This window comes from Plantactinospora sp. GCM10030261, from assembly GCF_042666615.1.
Classification (GTDB): Bacteria; Actinomycetota; Actinomycetes; order Mycobacteriales; family Micromonosporaceae; genus KBS50.
This window is the reverse complement of record NZ_JBHTDD010000003.1, coordinates 13,792-39,698: the sequence shown is the minus strand read 5'-3', so window position 1 is coordinate 39,698 and position 25,907 is coordinate 13,792. Positions and strand designations below refer to the sequence as shown.

Genomic DNA, 25,907 nt, shown 5'->3' with positions numbered 1-25,907 from the left:
CCGGTCCGGGCGGTTCCGGTCGCCGGTACCGCTGCGGGGGGCGCCGTCGGATGGTTGGATCTTCACGTGCAGGCTGAACCGTCCGGATGGGGGTAGCGGTGCGCGGTAGCGTGGATGTCGTCCATATTGGCTGCTACACGGCGGAGGGCGGCGGTCGTGGGGAGGGCATCGTCGCCGCGCGGCGGGACCCGGACAGTGGAGCGCTCGACGTGCTGGGCACGGTGGCGACCACACCGTCGCCGTCCTTCCTCGCGCGGCATCCGACTCTGCCGGTGCTCTACGCGGTCAACGAGGTATCCGAGGGCACGGTGAGCGCGTGGACGGTCGGTGCCGGCGGTCGGCTCACGGCCCTCGGGGTACGCGCGACGGGTGGTGAAGATCCGTGCCACCTGGCGGTCGATCCGGCAGGGCGGCACCTCTTCGTGGCGAACTACGGCAGCGGCAGCGTCACGGTCCTTCCGCTGGATCCGGCCGGGGCGCCCGGCGAGCGGACAGATCTACTGGTCCACCACGGTCACGGATCCGATCCGGAGCGGCAGGAAAGCCCGCATGTGCACATGGTGGCCCCCGACGGTGCCGGGCTGTACGCGGTGGACCTGGGCACGGACGCCGTTTACCGCTACGAGCTCGACGTGTCGAGCGGTCGACTGGTCCCGGGCGGGCGGACCACGGTCGGTGCCGGTACCGGTCCCCGCCACTTGGCCCGGCACCCGGACGGCCGACGCTGGTACCTGACCGGTGAGCTGGACCGCAGCGTGGCCGTGTTGGACCGGGACGGCACCGGTCGGCTACACGAGCGGACGCGGCTGCCGGCGAGTGAGCGGACCGGTCATGTCCAGCCGGCCGAGATCGTGGTGGACCGGGATGGACGCCGGCTGTACGTGTCGAATCGGGGCGTGGGCACGGTGGCCGTCTACGACCTGTCGACCGACGAGCCGCCCCAGTACCGCACCGAGGTGGACACGGGGGGAGAGTGGCCGCGCCACTTCGCACTGCTCGACCAGCACCTGTACGTCGCCGACGAGCGAGCCCATCAGGTGGTCGGATTCGTCGTCGACCCGGTGACCGGCGTGCCCGCCCGGTCTGGCGAGCCGGTCGAGGTGCCCAGCCCGACTTGTGTAGTTTCTTAAATCTTCCTTAGTCGGAGGCATGCCTTCATTCGGCTGCGGGAGGGGCCGATGCCCAACAAACGGGCGAATCCTCCCACGCAGCGCCAGACTGCAATCACCCAGCGTGAATGTTGCGGTGGGCAACAGTTTCTGACGAGTAACTTTGGTCCGAACGTACCTGGCAGGTATCCGATCGGATCCGCAAGATAGGCACCGTGTCAGGCCGCCATCGTAATCGTCGACGTGTCCGAGGAGCGGGTGCCACCGCCGCAGCGGTCGCCCTCGTCCTTGTCGTGGGAGGCGCGTGGTTCGGATACAAACGCCTCGCCCAACCCGCGTGCTCCGGTGAGGTCCGACTAACGGTCGGTGCCGCCCCGGAGATCGCGCCCGCGGTCCAATCCGTAGCTGACGGGTGGGCCAGGAAGGGCGCCGCCGTCGAGGGTGTCTGCGTCACGGTGGCCGTCGAGGCGTCGCAGCCGGTCGACGTCGCCGCCGTCGTGGCCGGGCAGCACGGCGTGAGTCTGTCCGGTGTGGGTCAGGCGCCCGGCACCGCCGTCGCGCCCGACGTGTGGATTCCGGACTCGTCCACCTGGTTGCTCCGGCTGCAGAGCCAGGCCCCCGGATTCGCCCCCGCCAACCGGGCGTCGGTGGCCCGGAGCCCGGTGGTGGTCGCCGTTCCCGAGCCGGTCGCCACCACCATCGGCTGGCCGGACAAGAAGTTGACCTGGACGTCCCTGCTTGAGCAGGTCACCAAGGGGACCAAGCTGCGCACCGGCATCGTCGAGCCGACCCGGGACGCTGCCGGGCTCTCCGGACTGCTGTCCCTCTCGGCCGCGGCCGGAGCCAGCCCGGACGCGCAGAAGGACACCACGGCCGCGCTGCGGGCGCTGGCCGCCGGCCGGTCGCAGTTGCGCGACGACCTCCTGGCCCGGTTCCCCCGGTCGGCGGAACCGTCGGCGATCGCGGTCTCCGTCTCGGCCGCCGCACTGTCCGAAGAGGACGTCATCGCCTTCAACGCCAAGAAACCGCCGATCCCCCTCGCGGCCCTCTACGTCGAGCCCGCTCCGCTGTCCCTCGACTACCCGTACGCCGTGCTCCCCGGGATCCAGGCCGCGCAGGCCAAGGCGGCCGAGGGCCTGTACAACGTGCTGAACAACACGGCGGGTTTCCGGGACCAGCTCGGGGCGCAGGGTCTACGTGCCGCCGACGGCACGTTCACTCCCGGCCTCGCCGCACCGCAGGGTGCCCCCAGCCCGGCCGGTACGGAGTCGGCGTCCTCCACTCCCGATTCCGGTGGTTCGGCCGCGGCCGGCCTGGACCTCACCGCGCTCAACCGGGCGCTCTCCGCGTGGTCCATCCGGACCCAGCCCGGTCGGCTGCTCGCCGTGCTCGACGTCTCCGGTTCGATGGCCGAGAAGGTGCCCGGTGGCAGCGCGACCCGGGAACAGGTGACGGTGGCGGCCGCCGCCCGCGGGTTGGAACTCTTCGACGACACCTGGCAGGTCGGACTCTGGACCTTCGCCACGGACCTGGTGGGCCCCCAGGAATGGCGGGAACTGGTTCCCATCGGCCCGCTGAGCACCGACCGGACCCGGCTCCAGGCCGCCCTACGCACCGTGGTGCCGAAGGAGAACGGCGACACCGGACTGTTCGACACCATGCTGGCCGCGTACAAGAACGTCCGGGACGGCTGGGAACCAGGCCGGGTGAACTCCATCGTGCTGTTCACCGACGGCAGGAACGAGAACGACGAGGGCATCAGCCAGCAGCGGATGCTGGCGGACCTGAAGAAGCTGGCCGATCCGGACCGTCCGGTGCAGGTCGTCATCATCGGCATCGGGCAGGACGTCAACCAGGAGGAACTGCGGTCGATCGTGAAGGTCACCGGTGGCGGCGTCTTCGTCACCGAGGATCCGGCCCGGATCCCGGACATCTTCCTGCAGGCGATCGCCCTCCGGGCGCCCACCACCCGATAGGGTCCGGTGCCGCTCCGGGCGGCACGGTTCCAGGTACCGCGACGCGACGTCCCATGGGACGTCGCGTCGCGGCGTTTTCAGCCGCGTAACGGACCGGCACGCTCTGTCGCAAGTCGGTGACAGTAATCCGTCCGAGGGCTGACCGGGCGGTATCGATCAGTCAAACTGTCCTGGTGTCCGGGCAGCCCGGGGAGGCCGGCTGACTGGGCGCGCCCGACCGAGTCTGGGGAGGTGCCGGATGTCGTCCGCGACCGTGCTCAGTCCAGTCCCGGCGCATCCCGACCTCAGGACCGGACTGTCGCCGGACGCTCCGCAGGTGCGCAAACGCAGCTACCTGCGGGCCCTCGTCGCACTGGACGCGGCCGTCATCGGTCTCGCCGTACTGGTCGGCTGGATCGGCCGGTTCCGCACCACCGAGCCACGCGGGTCAGACATCCCGTACGTCGTCATCGTGCCGGCGCTGCTGGCGGTCTGGCTGGTCTCGCTCAAGGTGATCCGGTGCTACGACGACCGGATCGTCGGGTACGGCGCCGACGAGTACCGCCGGGTGACATCCGGCAGCCTGCGGTTGGCCGGCGGCATCGCGATCCTCGGATACATCGCGGACGTCGGGGTCTCCCGCGGCTTCCTGGGCATCTCGTTCGCGGTCGGAACGGTGGGCCTGGTGGCCGGCCGGTTCGCGGCCCGCAAGTTCCTGCACCACGCGCGGGCCAGGGGGATCGGTTGGTCACGTCGGGTCCTGGTGGTGGGCGATGCCGCGCACATCCTGGAACTGGTGCGCACCCTGCGGCGGGAGCCATACGCCGGATACCAGGTGGTCGGGGCGTGTGTCCCGGACGCCCTGCTCGCGCCGGTGCCCCAGCGGCTGGGCGACGTGCCGGTGATCGGCTCGTTCCGGTCCGTCATCGAGGCGGCCACCGGTGTGGGCGCCGACACCATCGCGGTGACCGCTTCCGGTGAGCTGACCGCGACCCGACTGCGCCGGCTCGGCTGGCAGCTGGAGGGGACCGGCATCGACCTCGTCGTGGCACCCACCCTGACCGATGTCGCGGGGCCACGTATCCACACGACGCCCGTGGCAGGCCTGCCCCTGATCCACGTGGAGGCCCCGGAGTTCCGGGGATATCGAAAGATCATCAAGGGCTTCGTGGACCGGGCGCTCTCGCTTACCGCGTTGCTGTTCGCACTGCCCCTGTTCGTGGCGATCGCACTCGCGATCAGGATCGACAGTGCCGGTCCAGTCTTCTTCCGGCAGATCCGGGTCGGCCAGGGCGGCGAGGAGTTCGGCGTCTTCAAGTTCCGCACCATGGTGGTAAACGCCGACGCGCTGCTGGCCGAACTGGCGGCGCGCAACGAGACCGACGGCCTGATGTTCAAAATGCGCGACGATCCCCGGGTGACCCGGGTGGGTCGGCTGCTGCGACGCTGGTCGCTGGACGAGCTTCCCCAGTTGATAAACGTGCTGATCGGGCAGATGAGCCTCGTCGGCCCCCGGCCGCCGCTGCCCTCGGAGGTGGCCCGCTACGACGGTGACGTCGCCCGCCGGTTGCTCGTCAAACCGGGGATGACCGGCCTGTGGCAGGTCAGTGGACGGTCCGACCTGCCCTGGGAGGACGGCATCCGGCTCGACCTCTTCTACGTGGAGAACTGGTCGCTGGCCACCGACCTCACCATCCTGTGGAAGACGGCCGGGGCGGTGCTGGGCAGCAAGGGCGCCTACTGACCGCTCCGACGACCGTCCGGGCCCACCCAGTCCAGGCTGACCACCACCGCGTCGTCGACGAGGTCGCTGCCGACGAACGCCCGCAGATCGGCCACCAAAGCCCGGACCGCCTGCAGGGGCGCCATCCCGGCGCTGCGCCGGAGGAACCGGTCCAGGGCGGTGCCGCCGTACCGGCCCGCCGACGCGGCGGCGTCGTAGACCCCGTCACTCAGCACGAACAGGCGGTCGTCGGGGCGCAACTGGAACCGCTGTGGCTGATAGAGCGTGCCGTCGAACATGCCCAGCGGGAACTGCTCGACCAGATCCTGGTCGGTGACCTCGTCGCCGCGCACCAGCACCAACCGGGGTGAGCCGGCGTCCACCGCGGTCACCACGCCGGTGACCAGGTCCAGCTCCAGCAACAGGGTGGCGACGTACTGCGCCCCCTGGTGGTGGGAGAAGATCGCCTGGTCGGCCAGGGCCGCCTGCTCGGCCAGCGGCAGCCCGGCCCGCCGCGCGTTGCGCAGCGCGTTCGTGGCCAGCGCCGTCAGGCTCGCCGCGGCCACTCCCTCGCCCATGCCGTTGGTGACCGCCAGCCAGAGTCGATGGCCGTCGTCGGACCAGTCGAAGGTGTCGCCCCGCACCGCGTACGCGGGTTCGAGCTGGCCGGCGAGGCCGAACGACGGTCCGATCCGGCTGCGACCGGGGAGCAGTTCCCACTGCATCTCGGCGGCGAGGGTGAGCCGCCGGTTCCGGGCGGCCTGCGCGTACCGGTCGGTGCTCGCCCGCACCGCGGCCAGCTCGTGGGCGAGCAGCGTGCCGATCTCGGCGTACGTCTCGGTGGTCGCCTCGTCCGTCGCCGCGGGGACGAGACCGAGCACGCCGCTGCGTTCGCCGCGCATCGTCACCGGCAGATAGCTGACCCCGTCCTCGTGCACCGGAACCTGATGGTCGAAGCAGCGCCAGGCCGGGTCCCCGGGCGCGGTCCGTTCCCGCCCACCGGTCACCGGCAGCAGCGCGGCGAGCCGGTAGTCCACCAGGTAGAGCTCCACCCCGGTGAGCCCGTACGCCCGGGACAGCGCCTCGGCCAGCCGCTCCACGAGCCCTTCGGCCGGCGCGGCCAGCAGCGCACGACGGACCTCGGTCATCCGGTCGGCCATCTGGATCCTCTCGTCCGTGCGGGTCTGATCCGCGCCGGGGTAGTCTCGGAGACGCCATGGTTGAACAGCGCAAACACGAAGATCCCGTCGCTGGCGTCGCGGCGGCGGTGGACGGCGTCGCCGGTGGCCTGCTGGCCGTCTGGGACGCCGCCCGACAGCGTACGACCGGTCAGCTGTCCACGTCTCAGTTGCGTGCCTTGATCGTGGTCCAGGACCACGCCGGAATCAATCTCCGGGGCCTGGCCAAGCGCCTCGGCATGCTGCTCTCCTCGGCCAGCCGGCTCTGCGACCGGCTGGTGGCGGCGGGCCTGCTGGAACGCGAACCGGGCCGGGTCGACCGGCGGGAGATCGCCCTGCACCTCACGCCGGCCGGCGAGGACCTGCTGGGAGAGTTGCGCGACGATCGGCAGGACCAGCTGGCCGAGGTGCTGCGCGGCATGAGCGTCACGGGCCGGCAGGCGCTGCTGCGGGGGCTCAGCGAGTTCGACGCGGTGGCGCAGACCCGGTCCAGCGGGGCGCCGGCCCCACTGCACCCCAGGGCCGTACCGGACACCCGGACCACCTCGGCCCCGACGATCAGATCGGCCTGACCTCGGGCCGGGTGGCGAGCCAGGAGGCCGGCCGGGCCAGCACCGATCGGATCACCGAACCGGCGGCCCCGAGCACCGCGGCGTCCGCGCCGAGCAACGCGGCGTGCACCCGGACCGGCCGCCAGGCCGCGGTGAGCACCCGTTCCGCCAGTTCCTCCCGGACGGCCGGCAACAGCCAGGGAGCCAGCCGGGCGTAGCAGCCGCCAAGCACCACGGCCGGGACGTCGAGCAGGTTGACCGCTCCCGCCAGGGCGACACCGAGCGCCCGGCCGGCGCGGTCGATCGCCGCGCGGGCCGCCGGGTCGTCGCCGTTGGCGGCCTCGACCAGCCCGTTCAATGCCCGGTCGGGGGCGCCGTCCGACACCGCCAGACCGGCGCCGGTCAGGATCGCCTCCTGCCCTGCGTACTGCTCCAGGCACCCTCGGGCGCCGCAGCGGCACCGCCGGCCGGCCGGCTCGACCGGGAGGTGACCCAACTCGCCACCGAAGCCGCCGGCCCCGCGGAACAAGGCGCTGTCCAGGACCACGCCGGCGCCGACGCCGATCTCGCCCGAGACGTACAGGAAACTGCTCGGCGAGCCGCGGCGGGCGTGCAGTTCGCCGACGGCGGCCAGGTTGGCCTCGTTGTCGACAGAGAGCGGACCGGGCAGCCTGGCGAGCGCGGCCGGCACGTCCACCTCCTGCCAGCCGAGGTTCGGCGCGCGGCGCACCATGCCCGTCGGGTCCACAAGTGCGGGCACGGCCAGCGCCGTCCCGGCCAGCGTGAGCCCGTCCCGCTCGGCGGCGAGGCGAATCCGGTCGGCCAGGGCGGCGATGCCGTCCAGCGCGGTCGGCGGGGACGTGCCGCGCAGGTCGAGTCGGCGTACCGCGCGGTGCCGAACCGTCCCGGCGAGATCGACGACGCAGGCGGCGAGGTAGTCGACGTTGATCTCCAACCCCAGCCCGGCAGGTCCGTGGTCGGCGAGGACCAGGCCGGTGGCGGGTCGACCGGCGCCGCTCCGGGGTGCCGGGGCGACCTCGGCCAGCAGCCCGCCCCGCAACAGATCGTCGATGAGGGCGGAGACGGTGGCGCGGGTGAGGCCGGTGTCGGCCGCGAGGTCCGCCCGGGAGGGCGCCCGCTCGGCGGCGGCGATCGCGCGGAGCACCACGCCGAGGTTGTGCTCGCGCAGGCTGGCCTGGCGGAGCGGGGAGGTGGCCGGCACGTCTTGACACTGCCACACGGCGGTCAAATAATTCAACCAATAAACAAATAGATCCGATGGAGGTCGCAGATGCCCGCGTCACCCACCCCCGCCGACAAGTTCTCGTTCGGACTCTGGACCGTCGGCTGGCCAGCCCGCGACCCGTTCGGTGACGCCACCCGGCCACCGCTGGACTCGGTGGAAGCGGTGCACCGGCTCGCCGAGCTGGGGGCGTACGGCATCACCTTCCACGACGACGACCTGGTCCCGTTCGGCGCGGACGGCGCCACCCGCGACGCGCAGATCGCTCGCTTCCGCAAGGCGCTGGACGAGACCGGGATGGTCGTGCCGATGGTGACCACCAATCTGTTCGCCCACCCCGTGTTCAAGGACGGCGGGTTCACCAGCAACGACCGGGGCGTGCGGCGGTACGCGCTCCGCAAGGTGCTGCGCAACGTCGATCTCGCGGCGGAACTCGGCGCCAAGACCTTCGTGATGTGGGGCGGTCGGGAGGGTTCCGAGTACGACCTGTCCAAGGACGTGCGGTCGGCGCTGGACCGCTACCGGGAGGCCGTCGACCTGCTCACCCAGTACGTCCTCGACCGCGGCTACGACCTGCGGTTCGCGATCGAGCCGAAGCCCAACGAGCCACGCGGCGACATCCTGCTGCCCACCGTGGGACATGCCCTCGCGTTCATCTCCGGTCTGGCCCATCCGGAACTGGTCGGGCTCAACCCCGAGGTCGGGCACGAGCAGATGGCCGGGCTGAACTTCGCGCACGGCATTGCCCAGGCGCTCTGGCACGGCAAGCTGTTCCACATCGACCTGAACGGTCAGCGCGGCGTGAAGTACGACCAGGACCTGGTGTTCGGGCACGGTGACCTGCTGAACGCGTTCGCCCTGGTGGACCTGCTGGAGCACGGCGCGCCGGAGGGCGGACCGGCCTACGAGGGGCCCCGGCACTTCGACTACAAGCCGTCCCGCACCGAGGACATGGCTGGCGTGTGGGCCTCCGCGGCCGCCAACATGCGCACGTACCTGCTGCTCAAGGAGCGGGCCGCGGCATTCCGGGCGGACCCGGAGGTGGCCGAGGCGCTGGCCGCCAGCCGAGTGGCCGAGCTGTCCGAGCCGACGCTCAACGACGGGGAGGGGCATGCCGACCTGCTCGCCGACCGGTCCAGCTTCGAGGAGTTCGACGCCGACGCGGCCGGGGCGCGTGGTTACGGCTTCGTCCGGCTCAACCAGCTAGCCGTCGAGCACCTGCTCGGCGCCCGCTGAGGAGGATCGGCATGCCGCTCGTCGCCGGAATCGACTCGTCCACCCAGTCCTGCAAGGTCGTCATCCGGGACGCCGACACCGGGAGGTTGATCCGGCAGGGCCGGGCCGGCCACCCGGACGGCACCGAGGTGGACCCGGCGGCCTGGTGGATCGCCCTCACCGAGGCGTTGGCTCAGGCCGGTGGACTGACCGACGTGGCCGCCGCCTCGGTCGCCGGTCAGCAGCACGGCATGGTCTGCCTCGACGAGGACGGGGAGGTGGTCCGTCCGGCGCTGCTGTGGAACGACACCCGATCGGCGCCGGACGCGGCCGACCTGGTGGACGAGTTCGGCGGCGGGGACACCGGTGGTCGGTTCTGGTCGGAAGCCGTGGGCAGTGTGCCGGTGGCCAGCTTCACCGTGACCAAGCTGCGTTGGCTGGCCCGCAACGAGCCGGCCAACGCGGCCCGGGCGGCGGCGGTCTGCCTGCCGCACGACTGGCTCACCTGGCGGTTGGGCGGCGCACCGGACCTTGCCGCGCTGCGCACCGACCGGGGCGACGCCAGCGGCACCGGTTACTGGTCGCCGGCCACCGGCGACTACCGGTTCGACCTGCTGGAGCACGCGTTCGGACGGCGGCTGGCAGTGCCGGCGGTGCTCGGCCCGACCGGCGAGGCCAGCCGAGGACCCGGCGACATCACGCTCGGTCCCGGCACGGGTGACAACGCCGCCGCCGCGCTCGGCGTCGGCGCCCGACCGGGCGACGTGATCGTGTCGATCGGCACGTCCGGGGTGGTCTCCAGCGTCGCGGCGGTGCCGGCCGCCGACCCGTCCGGAGCGGTCGCCGGGTTCGCCGACGCCACTGGCCGCTACCTGCCACTGGTCTGCACGCTCAACGCGGCGCGGGTGCTGGACGCGGCGGCCTCGATGCTCCGGGTCGATCTCGACGAGCTGGCCGAGCTGGCGCTCGGCGCCCCGGCCGGCGCCGACGGCCTGGTGCTGGTGCCCTACCTGGAGGGGGAGCGCACCCCGAATCGTCCGACGGCCAGCGGCGCGCTGCACGGCATGACGCTGCGCGGCTCCACGGCCGGTCACCTGGCCCGAGCCACCGTCGAGGGGATGCTCTGCGCGCTGGCCGACGGTCTGGACGCCCTCACCCGCCAGGGTGCCACGGTCGACCGGGTGATCCTGGTGGGGGGCGGTGCCCGCTCGGCGGCCGTGCGCCAGATCGCCCCGGCCGTCTTCGGCTGCCCGGTGCTGGTGCCGCCGCCCGGCGAATACGTCGCCGATGGCGCGGCCCGGCAGGCCGCCTGGCTGCTGTCCGGCGGGACCGAGCCACCGGACTGGGCGATCAGCGGCCTGGAGGAGCACACGGCGGAGCCGGTCCCCGCCATCCGGGAGCGGTACGCCGAGGCCCGCGATCACACCATCCACCGGCTCGGCTGATCCGTCCGGACCGGGTGCGCCTTCTCCCGGGCACCCACATGCTGGTTGAGTGCCCGGTATGAAACATGACGGTGGGCGGCTCGGGGAGGGTGGACGGCCCGGGGCGCCGGCCGGTCGAGCCTGGCGGGGGAGCCGGGCGCACCGGTTCTACAGCGTGCTGGTGTTCGTCGTCCTCGCCTCGCTGGACAACGTGGCCATCGGACTGGTGCCGCCGCTGTACTCGGCCATCGCCCCGGAGTGGGCGGTGCCCGAGCGGGCCATCGGCTACGTCACCGCGGTGACCTTCCTGATCAGCGCGATCGCGGCGGTCGGCTGGGCGTACGTCGGGGACCGGCGGGACCGCAAGCCGTTGCTGATGCTCGGCACCCTGATCTGGGCGGTCGGGATGGGTGGCAGTGCGCTGGCCGGCAGCTACCTGCTGTTCTTCGTCGCGCAGGCGGTCGCGGCCGTCGGCCTCGGCGCCGTGGGTTCGGTGGGCTTCTCGGTGGTCACCGACCTGATCTCACCGCGCCGCCGCGGTCTGGTGATGAGCTTCTGGGGACTGTCCCAGGGCGTCGGAACCCTCGCCGGCACGCTACTGGGCGGCATCCTGGGCGCCACCGACTGGCGGCGGCCGTTTGTCGTGCTGGCGGTAGCCGGCGTGGTGGCGACGGGAGCCTACCTGTTCACGTACGACATCCGGCGCGGCGAGAGTCAGCCGGAACTGGCCGGGGCGTTCGCCCACGGCGCGGAGTACGACTACCGGATCAGCCGCGCGGATCTGCCCCGGATCCTGCGCCGGCGGACCAACATCTGGCTGATCATGCAGGGGCTAACCGCGCAGTTCGCGTTCGGCTCGTTGGTCTGGTTGCCGGCGCTGTTCACCAACCGGGCCGAGCAGCAGGGCTACTCCACCGCCACGGCGATCGTCGTGGGCAGCGTCTTCGCCACGCTCTTCCAGCTCGGCGGCGTGTTGTCCATCGTCGGCGGTCTGATCGGTGACGCGGCGCAGCGGCGGACCCCGTCCGGCCGAGCCCGGGTGGCGGCCATCGGCGTGCTCGCGGCCGTGCCGTTCTATCTGGTGCTGTTCTTCGTGCCGCTGCGGGTCGACGTGCCGGACGGGGCCGGCGCGGCCACCGTCGTCGGCGCGGTGCTGAGCAGCGTCGTCACCGAGCCCACGGTGGGGTTGAGCCTGCTCGCCGCCGTGCTGGCGCTCGGACTCACCTCGGCCAACGCGCCGAACTGGTTCGCGTTGATCGCCGACGTCAACCCGCCCGAGCACCGGGGCACGGTCTACAGCATGGGCAACCTGGTGAACGGCATCGGTCGGGCGGCCGGCAACGGGCTGGTCGGGGTGGCGTTCGCGGCGTTGCGGGCGGCCTTCCCACCGCCGTTGAACTTCGCCGTCGGGCTGGCCGCGTTCCAGCTCTTCTTCATCCCGACCGGGATCATGTACTGGCGGGCCGCCCGAACCTCGCCGGGCGACATCGCGGCGGTGCACGACCTGCTCGACGCCCGCGCCCAGCGCCTGTAGACGATGCCCGCCCGCGCCGAGCGCCTGTAGACACCGCCCGCCCGCGCGATCGGCTGTCCGGCGAGGGGCCTCTCACCAGCGCGATGCGCGTCGTGACAGGCCCCTCGCTCGCGGTCCGGCGCGGCGGGCGCTCAGGCGCGGTACCAGACCGTGACGTCGGTCGGCACCCGGTTGTCGTCCGACAGCGGCCCACTGGTGTGCAGCGGTTGCGCCCCCACCGGCAGCTCCGCAGGCTCGGCGCCGAAGTTGGTGAGCACCCCGACCGGGCCGTTGCGGAAGCTCAGCACGTCGTCCGGCGCCGGCAGCCACTCCAGCGTGCCGCCGCCCAGCCCGAACTCGCGCCGCATCCGCAGCGCGGCCCGGTACATCTCGTACGTCGAGGTGGGTACCCCGCGCTGGCGGTCCAGCGCGTACTCGGCCCAGATCGACGGCTGGGGCAGCCAGCTCGCGTCGGTGGGGCCGAAGCCGTACGAGGGGGCGTCGGCCTCCCACGGGACCGGCACCCGGCAGCCGTCGCGCCCACGTTCACGGTGCCCGCTGCGCTCCCACGTCGGGTCCTGCCGGGCCTCGTCCGGCAGCGTCGTGTGCTCGGGAAGGCCAAGCTCCTCACCCTGGTAGAGGTAGGCGGAACCGGGCAGGGACAGCATCAGCAGGGTGGCCGCCCGGGCTCGGCGCAGCCCCAGGGCCGCGTCCGGCTGCGGGTCGGCGGCGCCGATGCCGTTCGGTCGGGGGGTGCCGATGGGCAGGGCGAGCCGGGAGGCGTGCCGCACCACGTCGTGGTTGGACAACACCCAGGTGGTTGGCGCACCCACCGCGTCCGCCGCCTCCAACGACCGGGTGACCACCGCGTACTGCGCGGGGGCCGTCCAGGAGGCCAGCAGGTACTCGAAGTTGAACGCCTGGTGCATCTCGTCCGGGCGGACGTACCGGGCCAGCCGCTCGGCCGGCTCCACCCACGCCTCGGCCACCAGGATCCGGTCGCCGGAGTACCCGTCCAGCAGCCGCCGCCAGGACCGGTAGATCTCGTGTACGCCGTCTTGGTCCCACATCGGCGGACGCGGCTTGTCGATCTCGTCGCCGCCGAGCATCTCCTGCGGGTAGTCCCAGTCGGCCAGGTCAGCCTGCTTCACCAGGCCGTGCGCGACGTCCACCCGGAACCCGTCCACCCCCCGGTCGAGCCAGAACCGCAGGACGTCGAGGAACTCCTCGCGCACCTGCGGGTTGTCCCAGTTGAGGTCGGGCTGCTCCACGTCGAACAGGTGCAGGTACCACTGCCCGGGGCGGCCGTCCGGCTCGGTGACCCGGGTCCACGCCGGTCCGCCGAAGACGCTCTGCCAGGTGTTGGGCGGCTCGTCGCCGTCCGTACCCTTGCCGTCCCGGAAGACGTACCGCTGCCGCGCCGGTCCGCCCGGCGCGTCGGCGAGCGCCTCGGCGAACCAGCGGTGCGCCGACGAGGTGTGGTTGGGCACCAGGTCGACGATCACCCGCAGACCCAGCGACCGGGCCTCGGCGATCAGTTTGTCGGCGTCCTCCAGCCGGCCGAACAGCGGGTCGACGTCGCGGTAGTTGGCCACGTCGTAGCCGGCGTCGGCCTGCGGGGACGGGTAGAACGGCGACAGCCACACCGCGTCCACGCCGAGCTGGGCGAGGTGGCCGAGCCGCGCGGTGATGCCGGGCAGGTCGCCCACGCCGTCGCCGTTCGAGTCGGCGAACGACCGGGGATAGATCTGGTAGATGACCGCGTCCTGCCACCAGCGGGTCGGCTCGCCGGCCTGACCGGGGGACGGGCTGGTCGTCTGGTCGGTATTCAGGGCGTACTCCAGTGATCTCGGGCTGGCCGGTTCGGGTCCAGTCTGCCCTGCCCGGTTGGGCGCGACCACGCGGTCCCCGAGCTGAGGGCCATTCGCGGCCCAACGAGAGCCGCGGACCACCCCGACCGGGGCGGCCCGCGGCTTCGCGGAACGGAGGGCTCAGCCCTTGACGCTGCCCGCGAGCAGGCCGCGGACGAAGTACCGCTGCAGCAACAGGAAGATCGCCACCGGCACCATGATCGAGACGAAGGCGCCCGCGGAGAGCAGGTGCCACGCGTTGCCGCGGGTGCCGGACAGGTCGGCCAGCGCCTTGGTGATCGGCGCGACGTCGCTGCCGCCGCCGGCGAAGGTGAGGGCCACCAGCAGGTCGTTCCACACCCAGAGGAACTGGAAGATGCCGAACGCCGCGATCGCCGGGGTGAGCAGCGGCAGCAGCACCCGGAAGAAGATCGACAGATGGCCGGCACCGTCCACCCGGGCCGCCTCGAGCAGCCCGGCCGGCACCTCCCGCATGAAGTTGTGCAGCAGGAAGATGGCCAGTGGCAGGGCGAAGATCGAGTGGGACAGCCAGAGTGGCCAGAACGACCCGGCGATTTCCCAGTCCACGTAGAGCCGGAGCAACGGGAGCAGGGTGACCTGGATCGGCACGATCTGGAGAGCAAAGATGATCACGAACAGCATGTTGCGGCCCGGGAACTGCATCCACGCGAACGCGTACGCGGCCAGCAGGGCCAGGCTGATCGGGATCACCACGGACGGGATGGTGATGATGATCGAGTTGACGAAGAAGTCACCGAGGCCGGTGCGGCCGGTGGCGAGCACCGCCTCGTAGTTCTCCAGCGTCCACTGGGAGTCGGTGAACGCCGTCCACCAGCCGGTGGTCTTGATCTGCCGTTCGGGCCGGAACGAGGAGACGGCCAGACCGAAGGTGGGCAGCGTCCAGAGCACCGCGATCACGACCGCGGCCAGCGACGCCCAGGGCGAGGTCAGGCCCTTGCGGGCCCGCTTCGCCGGGGACGGAACCGGAGCGATCGGCGGGGTGGTGGTGACGGGTTCGGGGGTCGCTGTGGTCATCGTGCCTCCGCTGCCCGAAGCTGCCGGATGTTGTAGACGACGATCGGGATGACCAGGATGAACAGCAACACCGCGAGAGCCGCGCCGAGCCCCGGGTTGTTGCTGCGGAAGCTCTGGTCGTAGAACTCGTTGGCGATCACGCTGGTGTTGAAGTTGCCGCCGGTCATGGTCCGGACGATGTCGAAGACCTTGAGCGTCCCGATGCCGATGGTGGTGAGCACCACCACCACGGTGGGTCGGATGCTCGGCAGGGTGATGAACCGGAACATGCCCAGCGCGGTGACCCCGTCCAGCCGGGCCGCCTCGATGATGTCGTCCGGGATCGCCTTGATCGCCGCCGACAGCACGGTCATCGCGAACCCGGCCTGGATCCAGATCATCACCATGATCAGGAACAGGGTGTTCCACGGCGATTCCACCAGCCACTGCTGGGGGGAACCGCCGAGCCACACGATGATCTGGTTGAGCAGACCGATCTGCTTGATCTCGCCCTGATCGGGACGGAACTCGTAGACGAACTTCCAGATGATTCCGGCGCCGACGAAGGAGATCGACATGGGCAGGAAGATCAGTGCCTTGGCGAGCGACTCCAGCCGCGCCTTGTCCACCAGGATCGCGTAGACCAGACCGACCGCGGTGGCGACGAACGGGGTAAGGACCACCCAGAGCACCGTGTTGCGCAGCACGGTGAGCTGACCCGACGTCGTGAAGATCGTCTGGTAGTGGTTCAGCGTGTAGTCGGGCAGGTTGGCAAACGGGATCTGCAGGTTGAGAATCGGGACCTTGCTGTCGTTCGCCTCCTGCAGGAAGGACTGGTCGATGGTGAGCAGCGCGGGGTAGAGCAGACCGATAGTCAACATCAGCAGTACGGGCAGTAGATAGGCGTACGCCACGAACCAGTTGCTCCGCCGCCCACCGATCAGGCTGGCGACGAACAGGATGGCCCCGACGACCGCGACGAAGAGGAGCACCGCGGCTCCCATGCTCAAGAACTTCTCGGGGACGGTCACGGCACCCTCACCTCCTTTCATGAGCCAAGGACCGGCCGGCGCCCGTACACACGAGCACCGGCCGGTCCAGAGGCAGTCGTCGGGTTTACTTGGGCCAGGCCGCTTCGACGTTGTTGACCGTCGTGGTGGTGTCCTGTCCGGTGATCCAGCTGGTGTACTGCTTGAAGATCGCGTTCGAACCCACGGCGGCCGGCATCTGGTCCGATCCGTCGAACCGGAACACGGACTTCGGGTCCAGCAGCAGCTCGGCGGCGAGCTTGTCGATCGGGTTGCTCAGGTTCTCGACCTTGAGACCCTTGTTGGCGCTGACCCAGCCCTGCGAGACCTTGGCCTTGGCGTTGGCCCAGTAGTCGGTGGACAGGTAGGTCTGGAACGCCTTGACCTCGGGACGGTCGGCGAAGGCCACGACGAACTCGCCGCCGCCGAGCAGCGGCTTGTCCTCGGCGGTCTTGCCGGGCAGGTAGAACGCGAAGACGTCACCGTCCTCGGCCACCTTGGTGCCCTCCGGGAAGTTCGCCGCGTAGAAGCTGGCCTGCCGGTGCAGGGAGCAGGTGCCCTCGAGGATCTGCAGCCCGGCGTCCTGGAAGGTGGTGGTGGCGATGCTCTTCACGTCGCCCAGGCCGCCGTTGACGTACTTCGGGTCCTTCACGTAGGCACCGACGGCGTCCAGCGCGGCGGTCGACTCGGGCCCGTTGAACGGGATCTCGTGGTTGACCCACTTGTCGTACGTCTCCGGCCCGGACAGCCGGAGCATGAAGTCCTCCTGCCAGTCGGTGAGCGGCCAACCGGTGGCCTCACCGCTGTTGACGCCGACGCACCAGGGCTTGCGGCCCTCACTGGCGATCTTGTCAGACAGCGCCTTCAGCTCGTCCAGGGTCTTGGGGGTCTCGTAGCCCTTCTCCTCGAACTCCGACGGCGAGTACCAGACCAGCGACTTGATGCTGGCACCCAGCGGCGCGCCGTAGAACTTGCCGTCGACCGTGGCGTACTGCTTCCAGTCCTCGCCCCAGAACTTGTCGACGTTCGCGGCGACCTCGGTCGGCGCCTCCTTGGCCTTGCCGGTGGCGACGAGCTGCTTGAGCAGGCCCGGCTGCGGCACGATCGCGAGGTCCGGCGCGTTGCCGGCCTGCGCCCGGACCAGGACCTGGGTCTCGAAGGCCTTGTCGCCCTCGTACTTGACCGTGGCCCCGGTGCACTCCTCGAACGGCTTGTACGAATCGATGTGCGGCGTGTCCTCGGGAGTGACGATGCCGGTGTAGATCGTGACGGTCTTGCCCTTGATGTCGCCGAACTGCTCGAACTGCGAGCAGTCGGCCTCGGGGACATCGGCCGCGTCGTCGGACGAGTCGCCGCCGCCGCACGCCGTCATGGTGAGGGCAAGGGTGAGACCGAGGGCGCCGGCCGACGCGGCCGCGAATCGCGACCTTGTGGGGCGGAGGGACATACGCCCGTTCCTTTCCTGATGATGCGCGAACCCGATCGACAGCCGCAGAAACCTGTGCCGACGCCGGGGGTGGACACTCGTGGCAAGTACATCCGTTGCTCTGACGTGGCGCAATGGTTACCAGTTGATCGAGTCGGTAACGATTGAATGTCAAGGTAACAACCATTTTCCGGGCACCGTACTACCCACTCGCATTGGCGGTGGGAACGCTCCCAAGATTCGCCGTGACGTCCCAAAAGTCCCTTCTGTGTAGCCGTTCGGTGGATGTGGTGGAGGCCCGTGCGGTCAGCGGTTGAGCTGCCAGATCGCGAGGTTGAGCGCCGTCGCGTAGGTCACCCAGACCCAGTACGGGAGCAGCAGCAGCGCCGCGATCCGGGCCGACGCCCGCCAGGCGAACAGGACGGTGCCGCCGATCGTGAACCAGAGCACCACGATCTCGGCGAACGCGAGCCCGTACGCCCCGCCGCCGAAGAACAGCGGCGTCCAGATGGCGTTGAGGACGAGTTGGGCGGCGTACAGCCAGAGGGCCGGCCCGGTGCCGGCCCGGCGCCAGATCAGCCAGCCGGCCACGGCGATCATGGCGTACAGGACGGTCCACACGGGTCCGAAGACGGACGACGGCGGAGCCCAGGCCGGTTGACGCAAGGAGTTGTACTCGGCGCCCGTGCCGCTCACTCCGATCCCGCCGATGGCCGCCGCCGCGAACGCGGCGAGGGCGAAGCCGGCCAACGCCAGCCACTGGCGGCGGTCGCGGACCGGGTTGCGGCGGACCGGGTCGCGGTCACGGTCCGGGAAGGCGGTCATGGGGGATGGTCTGCCCCGATCAACAAGGGGCAAACCGACAAAAGGCGCCGGGGTCGTCACCGTGGGCCGCTTGTCGGGAGGACAGCGGCTCCGGGCGACGACCCCGGCGGGCTGGGAGCGTTGACGAGAGGGTTAGCCGGAAAAGACGCCGAAACCAGGCCCGACGATCAGGCCGAGAACGATGAGGACGATGCCCCACAGGATCTGCCGACGGAACAGGGCGAGAACGCCGGCGACCAGGAGGACGACTGCGAGAATCCAAAGAATCAGCTCCATGGCTGCGAAATACCCGAGCCGCTCATCGTGGAAACCTGCCCGGACGTCGACCGCGGATGCAGGTGGTAGACGCTGTAGGCCTGCTTGATCACGGGGTGGGCCACGTTGCGGACCCGGACCCCGCCCGGGGTGGTGCCCCGTTCGGTCCCGGCGTGCGCGTGACCATGCACGGCCAGATCGGTCGGCGCCGAGTCGATCGCCTGGCCGAGCTGGTAGCAGCCGAGAAACGGATAGATCTCGGGCGGCTCGCCGGCCAGCGTGTCCGGTACCGGCGAGTAGTGCGTCAGCGCCACCCGCGCGTCGCACTCCATCTCGCGTAGCGCCACGCCGAGCTGGTCGGCGATGGCGGTGGTGGTGTTGACGAACGCCTTCATCTCCGGTTCGCCGAAATTGCTGGCGCACCGGCCGGCGAAGCCACCGCCGAAGCCCTTCACCCCCGCCACCCCGAGCCGGCCGCCGGGGGTGTCCACAACGGTGTTCGTTCCCTCCAGCACGGTGATGCCCGCGTCCTCCAGCACCCTGATGACCTGGGGGACCTCGTCGCAGTGGTAATCGTGGTTGCCGAGTACGGTCACTACCGGCACGGCCAGTCCACCGAACTCGGTCGCCACGCACCGCGCCTCGGCCTCGGTGCCGTGCCGGGTCAGGTCCCCCGCCAGCAGCAGCACGTCAGCGTGCTCGGGCAGCTCCTCCAGGGCCGGCCGGAACCGGCCCACCACGTCCTCGTCGAGGTGCACGTCGCCGACGGCGGCGATTCTGATCACGATGTCTTCCCCCATCAGCGCAGGTCCTCCACCTCGGTCGGTGCCTGCGACCGGATCAGGCCGATGTCGACGGTCAGTGGTACGTCGGGAAAGTGCTCCACGACCAGGCGGAGGATGTCGTCACGGCGCTGGGCGCTCTCCACCTCGCCGCAGAGCACCAGGGTGCTGTCCCGGCGGGTCACGCTGATGCCCTGCTCGGCCACGTCCGCGTTCTCGATGAGCAGACGTTGGACGGCCGCCTCCAGATACTCGGCCGGAGGTCGGTCGCCGCGTGGATAGTTGTCGGTCATGAGGTGACCTCCTTCTCGACAGCCGCCGCCAGCGGAGGCCGTTCCCCGCCCGCGAGGGGCACGACATCCAACCGGTCCAGCAACACCAGAAAAGCCTCCGCGTACGGCGAATGCAGCGTCTCCTTGCGGACCCGGTCCCAGTCGATCTGCTCACGCAGCGACCGGGCCAGCGGCAGCGCTCGCGCGAAGTCGCAGTAGTGCTGGGAGAAGCTGAGCAGCTTGTGCACCATGAGCTGGGTCGCCGACAGCACCGGCATGTGAATGGCGTCGACCGGTCGGATCACCGTGTCGGTGAACGTCTCGTCGGTCACCGGGGTCTCGATCGGCCGGTGGATCAGGTCGACCAGCCGGCCCTCGTCGTACACCTTGACCAGCCAGTCCTCCGGGGGACGCTCCGGGGTGAAACCGGCCGCCGCGAGGGCGGCCAGGGCCTTCTCGACGTCCTGCTCCCTGATCAGGAAGTCGACGTCGTGATCGCTGGAGTGACCGCCGTGTGCGTAGACGGCGAAGCTGCCACCCAGCGCGAACGGGATCTCGGACTGCTTGAGGACGGCGGCCACCCGCTTGAGGGTGTGCACCAGGCTCTCGTCCCCCTGGTTGGCCATGACGTCAACTCCCGGGTCCGCGGCGGGCATCTGGTCGGTGGGGCGGAGATTTCCCGTTACCCGGCATTCCGGCCGTTCACACCTGCACCGCCCGTGTCAGACGCGGCGGTAGGTCGGTCCGGGCCCGCGACTATCGACCCTTTTGTCCGCCGGAGGCGTGCGTGCCGCAGGTACCGTTGGTCAGCATGGTGATGATCCGCCGCCCGTTCACCCGGAGGCGTCCCCGCCGGGTGGCTCTCGTCGGCATCGACGGATCTGGAAAGACAACCCAGGCGCACCGGCTGGCGGCGGCGCTGACCGCCGCCGGGACGCCAGCGGGCTACTGGCGTAACGCCGGTGGGCGTCGGTGGATGGACCGGCTGGCGCACCGGATCGGCCGGCCCGACGCCCGCCGGGTGCTGGGCCGGGGCGGCCTGCTGCTGGTGGAGTCGGCGTTGCGCTGGCTCGCCATCGCCTGGGCGCTGGTGCGCAGCTCGTTCACCGGGCGGATCGCGGTGATGGACCGGTACGCGGTGTGCCAGTACGTCAGCCTCCGGGCGCACGGTGGCGGCCGGTGGGAACGGCTGGCCCGCGTCGCGTACCGGATCTTTCCCTCCCCGGACGTCACCTTCCTGCTGGACGTGCGGCCGGCGGAGGCGTACCGCCGGATCGAGGCGCGGGGCACCGACCACGAGACGATGGAATACCTGCTGGCGGCCGACGCCGCGTACCGGCTGCTGCCCGAGGCGACGGCGTTCGTCCGGGTCGACGCGAACGGACCGGCCGAGCGGGTGACCGCCGCGTTGCTGGCCGCCCTGTCGCCGGCGGCGGTGGCTCAGCCACGGGCCGCCGAGACCGGGGCCGCGCCGACCGGCACCGCCGAGCCGGCCCCCCTCGCCCCGGCCGCCTGATCAGCCGGCAGCTCGGCGGCGCGGGACCCGGCGACGCGCCGGCCGACGGCGGGGCCTGACCGTTCGCCGGCTCACGGCGCGGCTGGCGGTGGGCCGGCTCGGGGGCGGGGCCTGGCGGTCAGGCGCGACCGTAGACCGGGACGGTGGCACCGCTGGTCGGTGCCGACTCGTCGCTGACCAGGAATCGGATGACACCGGCGATCTCGGCGGGCGGCACCCACCGGGCATGGTCCGCGTCCGGTTGGGCCGCCCGGTTGGCCGGCGTGTCGATGATGCTGGGCAGCACCGTGTTGCATCGCACGCCGGAGCGCCGGTACTCCACGGCCACCGCGGAGGCGAACGCCAGCACGGCCGCCTTCGCGGTCACGTAACCGGCCGCCCCGGCGAAGGGCGCGAGCGCGGCCCGCGCCGACACGCAGACCACCGAGCCTCCGCCGGCGGCCACCAGGTGCGGCAGCGCGGCACGCGTGACCAGGTACGTCGGCCGCAGGTTCACCGCGAGCATCCGCTCGAAATCCTCGATCGCCGTTTCGTGCACCGGTCCGCCGGAGGCGTATCCACCGGCCAGGTTGACGAGCCCGCGCAAGGGCGCGTCGCGGTCCTCCGCCGCGACGGCGACCGCCGCGGCAACCTGGTCGTCGTCGGCGAGGTCCGCGATCACCTCCACCACACCGCCGGGCTGATCCGACCAACCGACCGGCGGCTGGTCCGGTTCGCGACCCGGCCGCACCGGGACCACCACCCGCCAGCCGGTCGCCGCGAACAGGTCGACAACCGCCCCGCCGAGGCCGCCCCGGCCGCCGGTGATCAAAACGCTGCGCTGCACCATGCGCCACAAGGTAACCCGCCGCCCCTCGACGGGGTGGGGCCGGCGACCGAGCGGTGGATGGCGACCGAGCCGGCGTCGGTGCGCCGGGGTGGGTTGACCGGTGCGGAGGAGGCGGCGGTGCTACGAAGGTGGCACGCTTGGTCCACGAAGTGAGGCGGTTCGGGTCGGACTGGTAGCCGTACCGGGGCCCTGCCCGTGTCGCGGTTGACGCTCCCGCCACCGTGAAAGTAAGTTTCAGTCGTGGCGAAGAGTGCGAAGGTTTCCGCAAGTCATGGGGCCGGTGGGCTCATCGTCCACATCAGCGGGCTGCTGCCGTCATTGTCCCCCGCGGAACAGCGGGTCGGGCGGCTGGTCGTCGCCGATCCCGCCGACGCCGCACGGCGGACCATCACCGACCTCGCCACGGCCGCCGAGACATCCGAGGCGACCGTCATCCGGTTCTGCCGCTCGGTGGGCATGGAGGGCTACCCGCAGTTGCGGATCCGGCTGGCCGCGGAGGCCGCCCGGCGGGTGGAGCCGCCGGACGCCCGGGTCGTGGGTGGCGACATCCCGCCCGGGGCCGACCTGGCGCAGATCATCGCGACGATCGCCTTCAACGACGCGCGGGCCGTCGAGGAGACCGCCGAACAGCTCGACCCGGCGGTCTGCGAGCGGGTGGTGGAGGCGATCAGCGGCGCCTCCCGGATCGACGTGTACGGCGCTGGCGCGAGCGGATTCGTGGCCTCCGACTTCCAGCAGAAGCTGCACCGCATCGGCCGTACGGCGTTCTACTTCCCCGACATACACACAGCGCTGACCTCCGCCGCCCTGCTGGGCCGGGGGGACGTGGCGGTGGGCATCTCCCACACCGGCACCACCTCCGACGTCATCGAGGTGTTGGAGCAGGCGCGAGCCCGGGGAGCCACCACCGTGGGGCTGACAAACTTCCCGCGATCGCCGATGACCGAGGTGTGCGACTTCGTGCTGACCACCGCGGCCCGGGAGACCACCTACCGGTCCGGAGCGACCGCCAGCCGGCTCGCCCAGCTCACCGTCGTCGACTGCCTCTTCGTCGGCGTCGCCGCGCGGAACCGGACCCGGGCCCGGAAGGCGTTGGAGGCCACCGCCGAGGCGGTGCTGCAACATCGGGTCGGCGGCTCCCGGAGGCGGGCATGACCCGCCACCTCGACCACCGTGGGGTGGTCCGGGTGTTGGCGCCGACCGAGCAGCGCAACCCGCGCAGCGTCGACCTCGACCTCATGTCCTCCCGGGAGGTGCTCCGGGTGATCAACGAGGCCGACCGCGAGGTGCCGGTGGCGGTCGCGGCCGTTCTGGACGACCTGGCGGTCGCCGTGGATTTGGCGGTGGAGGCGCTGCGCGGCGGGCACCGGGTGCACTACGTCGGCGCCGGCACCTCGGGGCGGCTCGGCATCCTCGACGCGGCCGAGTTGGTGCCCACGTTCAACGTCCCCGCCGACTGGTTCTGTGCCCATCTCGCCGGTGGGCCGGTCGCCATGTCGCAGGCCGTCGAGAATGCCGAGGACGACGAGGCGGCGGGCCGGGTCGAGGTGGCGTCCTGCGTCCGGCCGCACGACATCGTGATCGGGCTGGCGGCCAGCGGACGGACACCGTACGTCCTGGGGGCGCTGCGGGCGGCGAGCGAGCTGGCCGCCGAGACGGTGCTGGTCTGCGCCGACCCGGAAGCGGCGGCGGCCGGCGAGGTCGGGGTGTTCATCGGGGTCGACACCGGGCCGGAGGTGATTACCGGGTCCACCCGGATGAAGGCCGCCACCGCCCAGAAGCTCGTGCTCAACGCCTTTTCCAGCGCGGTCATGGTGCGGCTCGGCCGGGTCTACTCCAACCTCATGATCGACGTGGTGGCGACCAACGCCAAGTTGCGCGGACGGATGATCTCGATCCTCATGGACGCCACCGGCTGCGCGGAGGAGACGTCGCGCCGGGCGCTGGCCGAGGCCGACGGCGACCTCAAGGTCGCCCTGGTCTCCCTGGTCTCCGGCGCGGCCGTGACCGACGCGCGGCTGGCCCTGAGCCGAGCCTCCGACCAGGTACGCGGAGCCCTCGCGCTGCTCTCCTCCTGAATGCCCGACGTCCGGGAATGGCCGCGGGTCGGTCGACGTTCGGATTGTTCGGCGGGCGGCCGGGTAATTAGAGAGCCTGGTGAACCGATCGGCCCGCCATCGCGTACTCCAGGCCAGTGACGAGGATCGCATTGCCGCCGTGACGCGGGTCGCTGTGCGGGACCGGACGTACGTGATGACATCAGGGCCGCCGGTGGCGTTGAAACCCGTCGGCGCCGGCCCATGAGCATCGCCGACGCCCGGGCTCCGAGAAGCCCGACAAAGGCTGGCTGACAGCAAACGTCAATCCGGCTCTCAGCAATTACCCAGGCATTCGTGACACTTTCGACTCACCGCTTGGAATCCCCAGCGCCTCTCATCTGTTGTGTAGATGTCAGCACCGGGGGGCAATGCGGCGGTTACGCGGAAGGGGCTGATGAGCGTGGGGACGGCAACGAACCGGGTGACCGGCGCGAACGAGGGGATCGTGGGCAACGTGGATAAGAACATCGTCATGCGGACCGACGAGGTCGCCGAGGAGCGCGACCTGGTTGGCGTCTACCTGCACGAGATCTCCCGCACACCGCTGCTCGACGCGGCCCGGGAGGTCGACCTCTCCAAGTCCATCGAGGCCGGACTCTACGCCGAGCACCTGCTCGACGAGGGGAAGATCCCGGCCGGGGCGTCGGAGGACGAACTGGAGCGGCTGGTGGCCGAGGGGGAGCGGGCCAAGGACCTGTTCATCCGGGCCAACCTGCGGCTGGTCGTCTCGATCGCGCGCCGCTACGTGCGGTCCGGCATGCCGATGCTCGACCTCATCCAGGAGGGCAACACCGGCCTCGTCCGAGCCGTCGAGAAGTTCGACTACGAGCGCGGCTTCAAGTTCTCGACGTACGCCACCTGGTGGATCCGGCAGGCAATCAGCCGCGCGATCGCCCAGCAGGAACGCACCGTGCGGTTGCCGGTGCACCTGGTGGAGGACGTCAACCGGATGCGCAACGTGGCCCGGCAGCTCACCCGCGAGCTGGGCAGCGACCCGGAGCCGGAGCAGATCGCGACGGCGCTCGGCGTCACCGTCGAGCGGGTCAACGAGCTTGTCCGCTGGTCCCAGGACACCGTGTCGCTGGACACGCCGGTCGGCGACGACGGCGACACCAACCTGGGCGACCTGGTGGCCGACAGCGACGCCCCGTCGCCCGAGGAGGTCGTGCTTACCGCCCTGGAGCGGCAGCGCATCGAGGGCCTGCTCAACCACCTCGACGACCGGTCGGCCGGCATCATGCGGGCCCGGTACGGCCTGGAGGACGGTCGCGAGCACTCCCTCACCGAGGTGGCCTCGCGGTTCTCGCTCTCCCGGGAGCGGATCCGGCAGCTGGAGATCCAGGCGCTCGGCCGGCTGCGCGAGCTGGCCCGCGCCGAAGGGCTGCGCGACGCGGCCTGAGTCCTTCGAGTAGGCACGCAGAGGCCCCTCGACGACGCGAACGCGTCGACGAGGGGCCTTTCCTATGCCCTCGACTGTGTGGTGGCGCAGGGATCTCACTATGGGGACAGAGCGAAGGAGGCGAATCCGTTGGAGCCGACCCGTTCACCGTCCCGCCCGCCGATGCCAGCCGGAGCCGGCGGCGGCATCCCGACCGTCCTCTACCGGAAGCCGGGTCTCACCGTCACCGTCAACGAGTTCGTGGTTGGCGGTCGCCGGTACCCGATGCGGGCGCTCAACCGGCCTCGCACCGCACGCAGCGCGCCCGACCCGCTGGCCGCGCGGATCGTCCTGATCAGCGCCGTGGCCTGGACCAGTGTGGCCGTCGGCCTCGGCTTCCGGGGCCTCGACCGGATGGGGCTCGCGAGCTATCTCGCGCTGGCCGCCGGTGCCGGGGTGCCGGTCGTGCTGGCCGGGTTGCTACGCCGGCTACGCCCCCCCGACCACGAGCTGTGGGCCGACGTGCAGGGGCAGCCCACCCTGCTGTTCCGTACCGACGAGGAGCACCAGTTCGGTCAGGTGACCCGGGCGCTGATCCGGGCCCGGGAGGCCGCCGAGTCCGGCGCGGTCGGCAAGCCGCTCGCGGACAGCGCGGTCTGGCAGCCACCGGCGCGATGAGCGTGCCGTCGGCGTCGTCGCGG

General features: G+C 71.1%; 24 protein-coding genes. 12 read left to right on the top strand and 12 right to left on the bottom strand.

What is annotated here, in order from left to right; all coding sequences use genetic code 11:
- Positions 1-98 precede the first annotated feature (98 nt).
- The 3 genes from ACFQUZ_RS05250 (at position 99) to ACFQUZ_RS05240 (ending at position 4,808) form a co-directional block, all read left to right on the top strand.
- Entirely contained in the window at positions 99-1,130 is a 1,032-nt protein-coding gene (locus ACFQUZ_RS05250; RefSeq protein ID WP_377438284.1) for a lactonase family protein, read from the top strand.
- A 194-nt stretch (positions 1,131-1,324) separates the two neighbouring features.
- Positions 1,325-3,085: a VWA domain-containing protein gene (locus tag ACFQUZ_RS05245; protein WP_377438282.1), complete on the top strand. Its 1,761-nt coding sequence runs from the start codon at positions 1,325-1,327 to the stop codon at positions 3,083-3,085.
- Positions 3,086-3,323: 238 nt separating this feature from the next.
- The gene (locus tag ACFQUZ_RS05240; RefSeq protein ID WP_377438279.1) at positions 3,324-4,808 is read left to right on the top strand and encodes a sugar transferase; all 1,485 of its coding nucleotides are present in this window, start codon (positions 3,324-3,326) and stop codon (positions 4,806-4,808) included.
- Here ACFQUZ_RS05240 and ACFQUZ_RS05235 read toward each other — a convergent pair.
- On the bottom strand, positions 4,802-5,947 hold the full coding sequence (locus ACFQUZ_RS05235) for a PP2C family protein-serine/threonine phosphatase (protein WP_377438277.1): 1,146 nt from the start codon (positions 5,945-5,947) through the stop codon (positions 4,802-4,804). The two genes, ACFQUZ_RS05240 and ACFQUZ_RS05235, sit on opposite strands and share 7 nt — an antisense overlap.
- A gap of 56 nt (positions 5,948-6,003) precedes the next feature.
- Here ACFQUZ_RS05235 and ACFQUZ_RS05230 point away from each other — a divergent pair, with 56 nt between their 5' ends.
- Positions 6,004-6,537 carry a MarR family winged helix-turn-helix transcriptional regulator gene (locus tag ACFQUZ_RS05230; RefSeq protein ID WP_377438274.1) on the top strand — a complete coding sequence of 178 codons (534 nt, stop codon included), beginning with the start codon at positions 6,004-6,006 and terminating at the stop codon, positions 6,535-6,537.
- On the opposite strand, the gene ACFQUZ_RS05225 is transcribed toward ACFQUZ_RS05230, so the two are convergent.
- Positions 6,524-7,738: an ROK family protein gene (locus tag ACFQUZ_RS05225; RefSeq protein ID WP_377438271.1), complete on the bottom strand. Its 1,215-nt coding sequence runs from the start codon at positions 7,736-7,738 to the stop codon at positions 6,524-6,526. The two genes, ACFQUZ_RS05230 and ACFQUZ_RS05225, sit on opposite strands and share 14 nt — an antisense overlap.
- A gap of 69 nt (positions 7,739-7,807) precedes the next feature.
- Here ACFQUZ_RS05225 and xylA point away from each other — a divergent pair, with 69 nt between their 5' ends.
- From xylA to ACFQUZ_RS05210, 3 genes are read left to right on the top strand one after another with little or no spacing between them, the layout of a single operon-like run.
- Positions 7,808-8,995, top strand: coding sequence for a xylose isomerase (gene xylA, locus ACFQUZ_RS05220; protein ID WP_377438269.1), 1,188 nt, complete (start codon positions 7,808-7,810; stop codon positions 8,993-8,995).
- An 11-nt stretch (positions 8,996-9,006) separates the two neighbouring features.
- The gene (gene xylB / locus ACFQUZ_RS05215; protein ID WP_377438266.1) at positions 9,007-10,419 is read left to right on the top strand and encodes a xylulokinase; all 1,413 of its coding nucleotides are present in this window, start codon (positions 9,007-9,009) and stop codon (positions 10,417-10,419) included.
- Between the two features lie 58 nt (positions 10,420-10,477).
- Positions 10,478-11,932 carry an MFS transporter gene (locus ACFQUZ_RS05210; protein ID WP_377438263.1) on the top strand — a complete coding sequence of 485 codons (1,455 nt, stop codon included), beginning with the start codon at positions 10,478-10,480 and terminating at the stop codon, positions 11,930-11,932.
- Between the two features lie 131 nt (positions 11,933-12,063).
- Here the strand turns inward: ACFQUZ_RS05210 and ACFQUZ_RS05205 are convergent, their stop codons facing one another.
- The 9 genes from ACFQUZ_RS05205 to ACFQUZ_RS05165 all read right to left on the bottom strand — a co-directional run bounded on the left by ACFQUZ_RS05205 (position 12,064) and on the right by ACFQUZ_RS05165 (position 20,010).
- Positions 12,064-13,743 carry a glycoside hydrolase family 13 protein gene (locus tag ACFQUZ_RS05205; RefSeq protein ID WP_377438826.1) on the bottom strand — a complete coding sequence of 560 codons (1,680 nt, stop codon included), beginning with the start codon at positions 13,741-13,743 and terminating at the stop codon, positions 12,064-12,066.
- Between the two features lie 159 nt (positions 13,744-13,902).
- Positions 13,903-14,817, bottom strand: coding sequence for a carbohydrate ABC transporter permease (locus ACFQUZ_RS05200; RefSeq protein ID WP_377438260.1), 915 nt, complete (start codon positions 14,815-14,817; stop codon positions 13,903-13,905).
- The gene (locus ACFQUZ_RS05195; protein ID WP_377438824.1) at positions 14,814-15,800 is read right to left on the bottom strand and encodes a carbohydrate ABC transporter permease; all 987 of its coding nucleotides are present in this window, start codon (positions 15,798-15,800) and stop codon (positions 14,814-14,816) included. The genes ACFQUZ_RS05200 and ACFQUZ_RS05195 overlap by 4 nt, the downstream gene beginning before the upstream one ends.
- A 112-nt stretch (positions 15,801-15,912) precedes the next feature.
- Entirely contained in the window at positions 15,913-17,271 is a 1,359-nt protein-coding gene (locus tag ACFQUZ_RS05190; RefSeq protein ID WP_377438257.1) for an ABC transporter substrate-binding protein, read from the bottom strand.
- 285 nt (positions 17,272-17,556) lie between these two features.
- Entirely contained in the window at positions 17,557-18,075 is a 519-nt protein-coding gene (locus ACFQUZ_RS05185; RefSeq protein WP_377438255.1) for a TspO/MBR family protein, read from the bottom strand.
- A gap of 132 nt (positions 18,076-18,207) precedes the next feature.
- Positions 18,208-18,351 (bottom strand): GPGG-motif small membrane protein, encoded by a 144-nt coding sequence (locus tag ACFQUZ_RS05180; RefSeq protein WP_377438252.1) that lies wholly within the window; start codon positions 18,349-18,351, stop codon positions 18,208-18,210.
- Entirely contained in the window at positions 18,342-19,118 is a 777-nt protein-coding gene (locus tag ACFQUZ_RS05175) for a metallophosphoesterase (protein WP_377438822.1), read from the bottom strand. The genes ACFQUZ_RS05180 and ACFQUZ_RS05175 overlap by 10 nt, the downstream gene beginning before the upstream one ends.
- A gap of 11 nt (positions 19,119-19,129) precedes the next feature.
- Complete coding sequence (locus ACFQUZ_RS05170) at positions 19,130-19,405, bottom strand: hypothetical protein (RefSeq protein ID WP_377438249.1); 276 nt, start codon at positions 19,403-19,405, stop codon at positions 19,130-19,132.
- The gene (locus ACFQUZ_RS05165) at positions 19,402-20,010 is read right to left on the bottom strand and encodes a nucleotidyltransferase family protein (protein WP_377438247.1); all 609 of its coding nucleotides are present in this window, start codon (positions 20,008-20,010) and stop codon (positions 19,402-19,404) included. The genes ACFQUZ_RS05170 and ACFQUZ_RS05165 overlap by 4 nt, the downstream gene beginning before the upstream one ends.
- A gap of 185 nt (positions 20,011-20,195) precedes the next feature.
- Here ACFQUZ_RS05165 and ACFQUZ_RS05160 point away from each other — a divergent pair, with 185 nt between their 5' ends.
- Positions 20,196-20,900 carry a thymidylate kinase gene (locus ACFQUZ_RS05160; RefSeq protein ID WP_377438820.1) on the top strand — a complete coding sequence of 235 codons (705 nt, stop codon included), beginning with the start codon at positions 20,196-20,198 and terminating at the stop codon, positions 20,898-20,900.
- Positions 20,901-21,018: 118 nt separating this feature from the next.
- On the opposite strand, the gene ACFQUZ_RS05155 is transcribed toward ACFQUZ_RS05160, so the two are convergent.
- Positions 21,019-21,729, bottom strand: coding sequence for an SDR family NAD(P)-dependent oxidoreductase (locus ACFQUZ_RS05155; RefSeq protein WP_377438245.1), 711 nt, complete (start codon positions 21,727-21,729; stop codon positions 21,019-21,021).
- A gap of 240 nt (positions 21,730-21,969) precedes the next feature.
- Between ACFQUZ_RS05155 and ACFQUZ_RS05150 the strand changes: the two genes are divergently transcribed.
- From ACFQUZ_RS05150 to ACFQUZ_RS05135, 4 genes are all read left to right on the top strand, one after another.
- Positions 21,970-22,884: a MurR/RpiR family transcriptional regulator gene (locus tag ACFQUZ_RS05150; RefSeq protein ID WP_377438242.1), complete on the top strand. Its 915-nt coding sequence runs from the start codon at positions 21,970-21,972 to the stop codon at positions 22,882-22,884.
- Entirely contained in the window at positions 22,881-23,807 is a 927-nt protein-coding gene (murQ, locus tag ACFQUZ_RS05145) for an N-acetylmuramic acid 6-phosphate etherase (RefSeq protein WP_377438238.1), read from the top strand. Before ACFQUZ_RS05150 ends, murQ begins: the two co-directional genes overlap by 4 nt.
- Positions 23,808-24,222: 415 nt before the next feature.
- Entirely contained in the window at positions 24,223-25,227 is a 1,005-nt protein-coding gene (locus ACFQUZ_RS05140; protein ID WP_377438236.1) for an RNA polymerase sigma factor RpoD/SigA, read from the top strand.
- A 162-nt stretch (positions 25,228-25,389) separates the two neighbouring features.
- Positions 25,390-25,884, top strand: a complete 495-nt coding sequence (locus tag ACFQUZ_RS05135) for a DUF6232 family protein (RefSeq protein ID WP_377438233.1) — start codon at positions 25,390-25,392, stop codon at positions 25,882-25,884.
- Positions 25,885-25,907: the final 23 nt, after the last annotated feature.

What these genes read in the sequence shown, in the direction of transcription:
- ACFQUZ_RS05240 (WP_377438279.1), top strand. Translation starts at nt 3,324, where the DNA reads ATGTCGTCCGCGACCGTGCTCAGTCCAGTCCCGGCGCATCCCGACCTC.
- ACFQUZ_RS05235 (WP_377438277.1), bottom strand. Translation starts at nt 5,947, where the DNA reads ATGGCCGACCGGATGACCGAGGTCCGTCGTGCGCTGCTGGCCGCGCCG.
- ACFQUZ_RS05230 (WP_377438274.1), top strand. Translation starts at nt 6,004, where the DNA reads ATGGTTGAACAGCGCAAACACGAAGATCCCGTCGCTGGCGTCGCGGCG.
- xylA (WP_377438269.1), top strand. Translation starts at nt 7,808, where the DNA reads ATGCCCGCGTCACCCACCCCCGCCGACAAGTTCTCGTTCGGACTCTGG.
- xylB (WP_377438266.1), top strand. Translation starts at nt 9,007, where the DNA reads ATGCCGCTCGTCGCCGGAATCGACTCGTCCACCCAGTCCTGCAAGGTC.
- ACFQUZ_RS05210 (WP_377438263.1), top strand. Translation starts at nt 10,478, where the DNA reads ATGAAACATGACGGTGGGCGGCTCGGGGAGGGTGGACGGCCCGGGGCG.
- ACFQUZ_RS05200 (WP_377438260.1), bottom strand. Translation starts at nt 14,817, where the DNA reads ATGACCACAGCGACCCCCGAACCCGTCACCACCACCCCGCCGATCGCT.
- ACFQUZ_RS05195 (WP_377438824.1), bottom strand. Translation starts at nt 15,800, where the DNA reads ATGGGAGCCGCGGTGCTCCTCTTCGTCGCGGTCGTCGGGGCCATCCTG.
- ACFQUZ_RS05190 (WP_377438257.1), bottom strand. Translation starts at nt 17,271, where the DNA reads ATGTCCCTCCGCCCCACAAGGTCGCGATTCGCGGCCGCGTCGGCCGGC.
- ACFQUZ_RS05185 (WP_377438255.1), bottom strand. Translation starts at nt 18,075, where the DNA reads ATGACCGCCTTCCCGGACCGTGACCGCGACCCGGTCCGCCGCAACCCG.
- ACFQUZ_RS05180 (WP_377438252.1), bottom strand. Translation starts at nt 18,351, where the DNA reads ATGGAGCTGATTCTTTGGATTCTCGCAGTCGTCCTCCTGGTCGCCGGC.
- ACFQUZ_RS05170 (WP_377438249.1), bottom strand. Translation starts at nt 19,405, where the DNA reads ATGACCGACAACTATCCACGCGGCGACCGACCTCCGGCCGAGTATCTG.
- ACFQUZ_RS05165 (WP_377438247.1), bottom strand. Translation starts at nt 20,010, where the DNA reads ATGGCCAACCAGGGGGACGAGAGCCTGGTGCACACCCTCAAGCGGGTG.
- ACFQUZ_RS05160 (WP_377438820.1), top strand. Translation starts at nt 20,196, where the DNA reads ATGGTGATGATCCGCCGCCCGTTCACCCGGAGGCGTCCCCGCCGGGTG.
- ACFQUZ_RS05155 (WP_377438245.1), bottom strand. Translation starts at nt 21,729, where the DNA reads ATGGTGCAGCGCAGCGTTTTGATCACCGGCGGCCGGGGCGGCCTCGGC.
- murQ (WP_377438238.1), top strand. Translation starts at nt 22,881, where the DNA reads ATGACCCGCCACCTCGACCACCGTGGGGTGGTCCGGGTGTTGGCGCCG.
- ACFQUZ_RS05140 (WP_377438236.1), top strand. Translation starts at nt 24,223, where the DNA reads ATGAGCGTGGGGACGGCAACGAACCGGGTGACCGGCGCGAACGAGGGG.
- ACFQUZ_RS05135 (WP_377438233.1), top strand. Translation starts at nt 25,390, where the DNA reads ATGCCAGCCGGAGCCGGCGGCGGCATCCCGACCGTCCTCTACCGGAAG.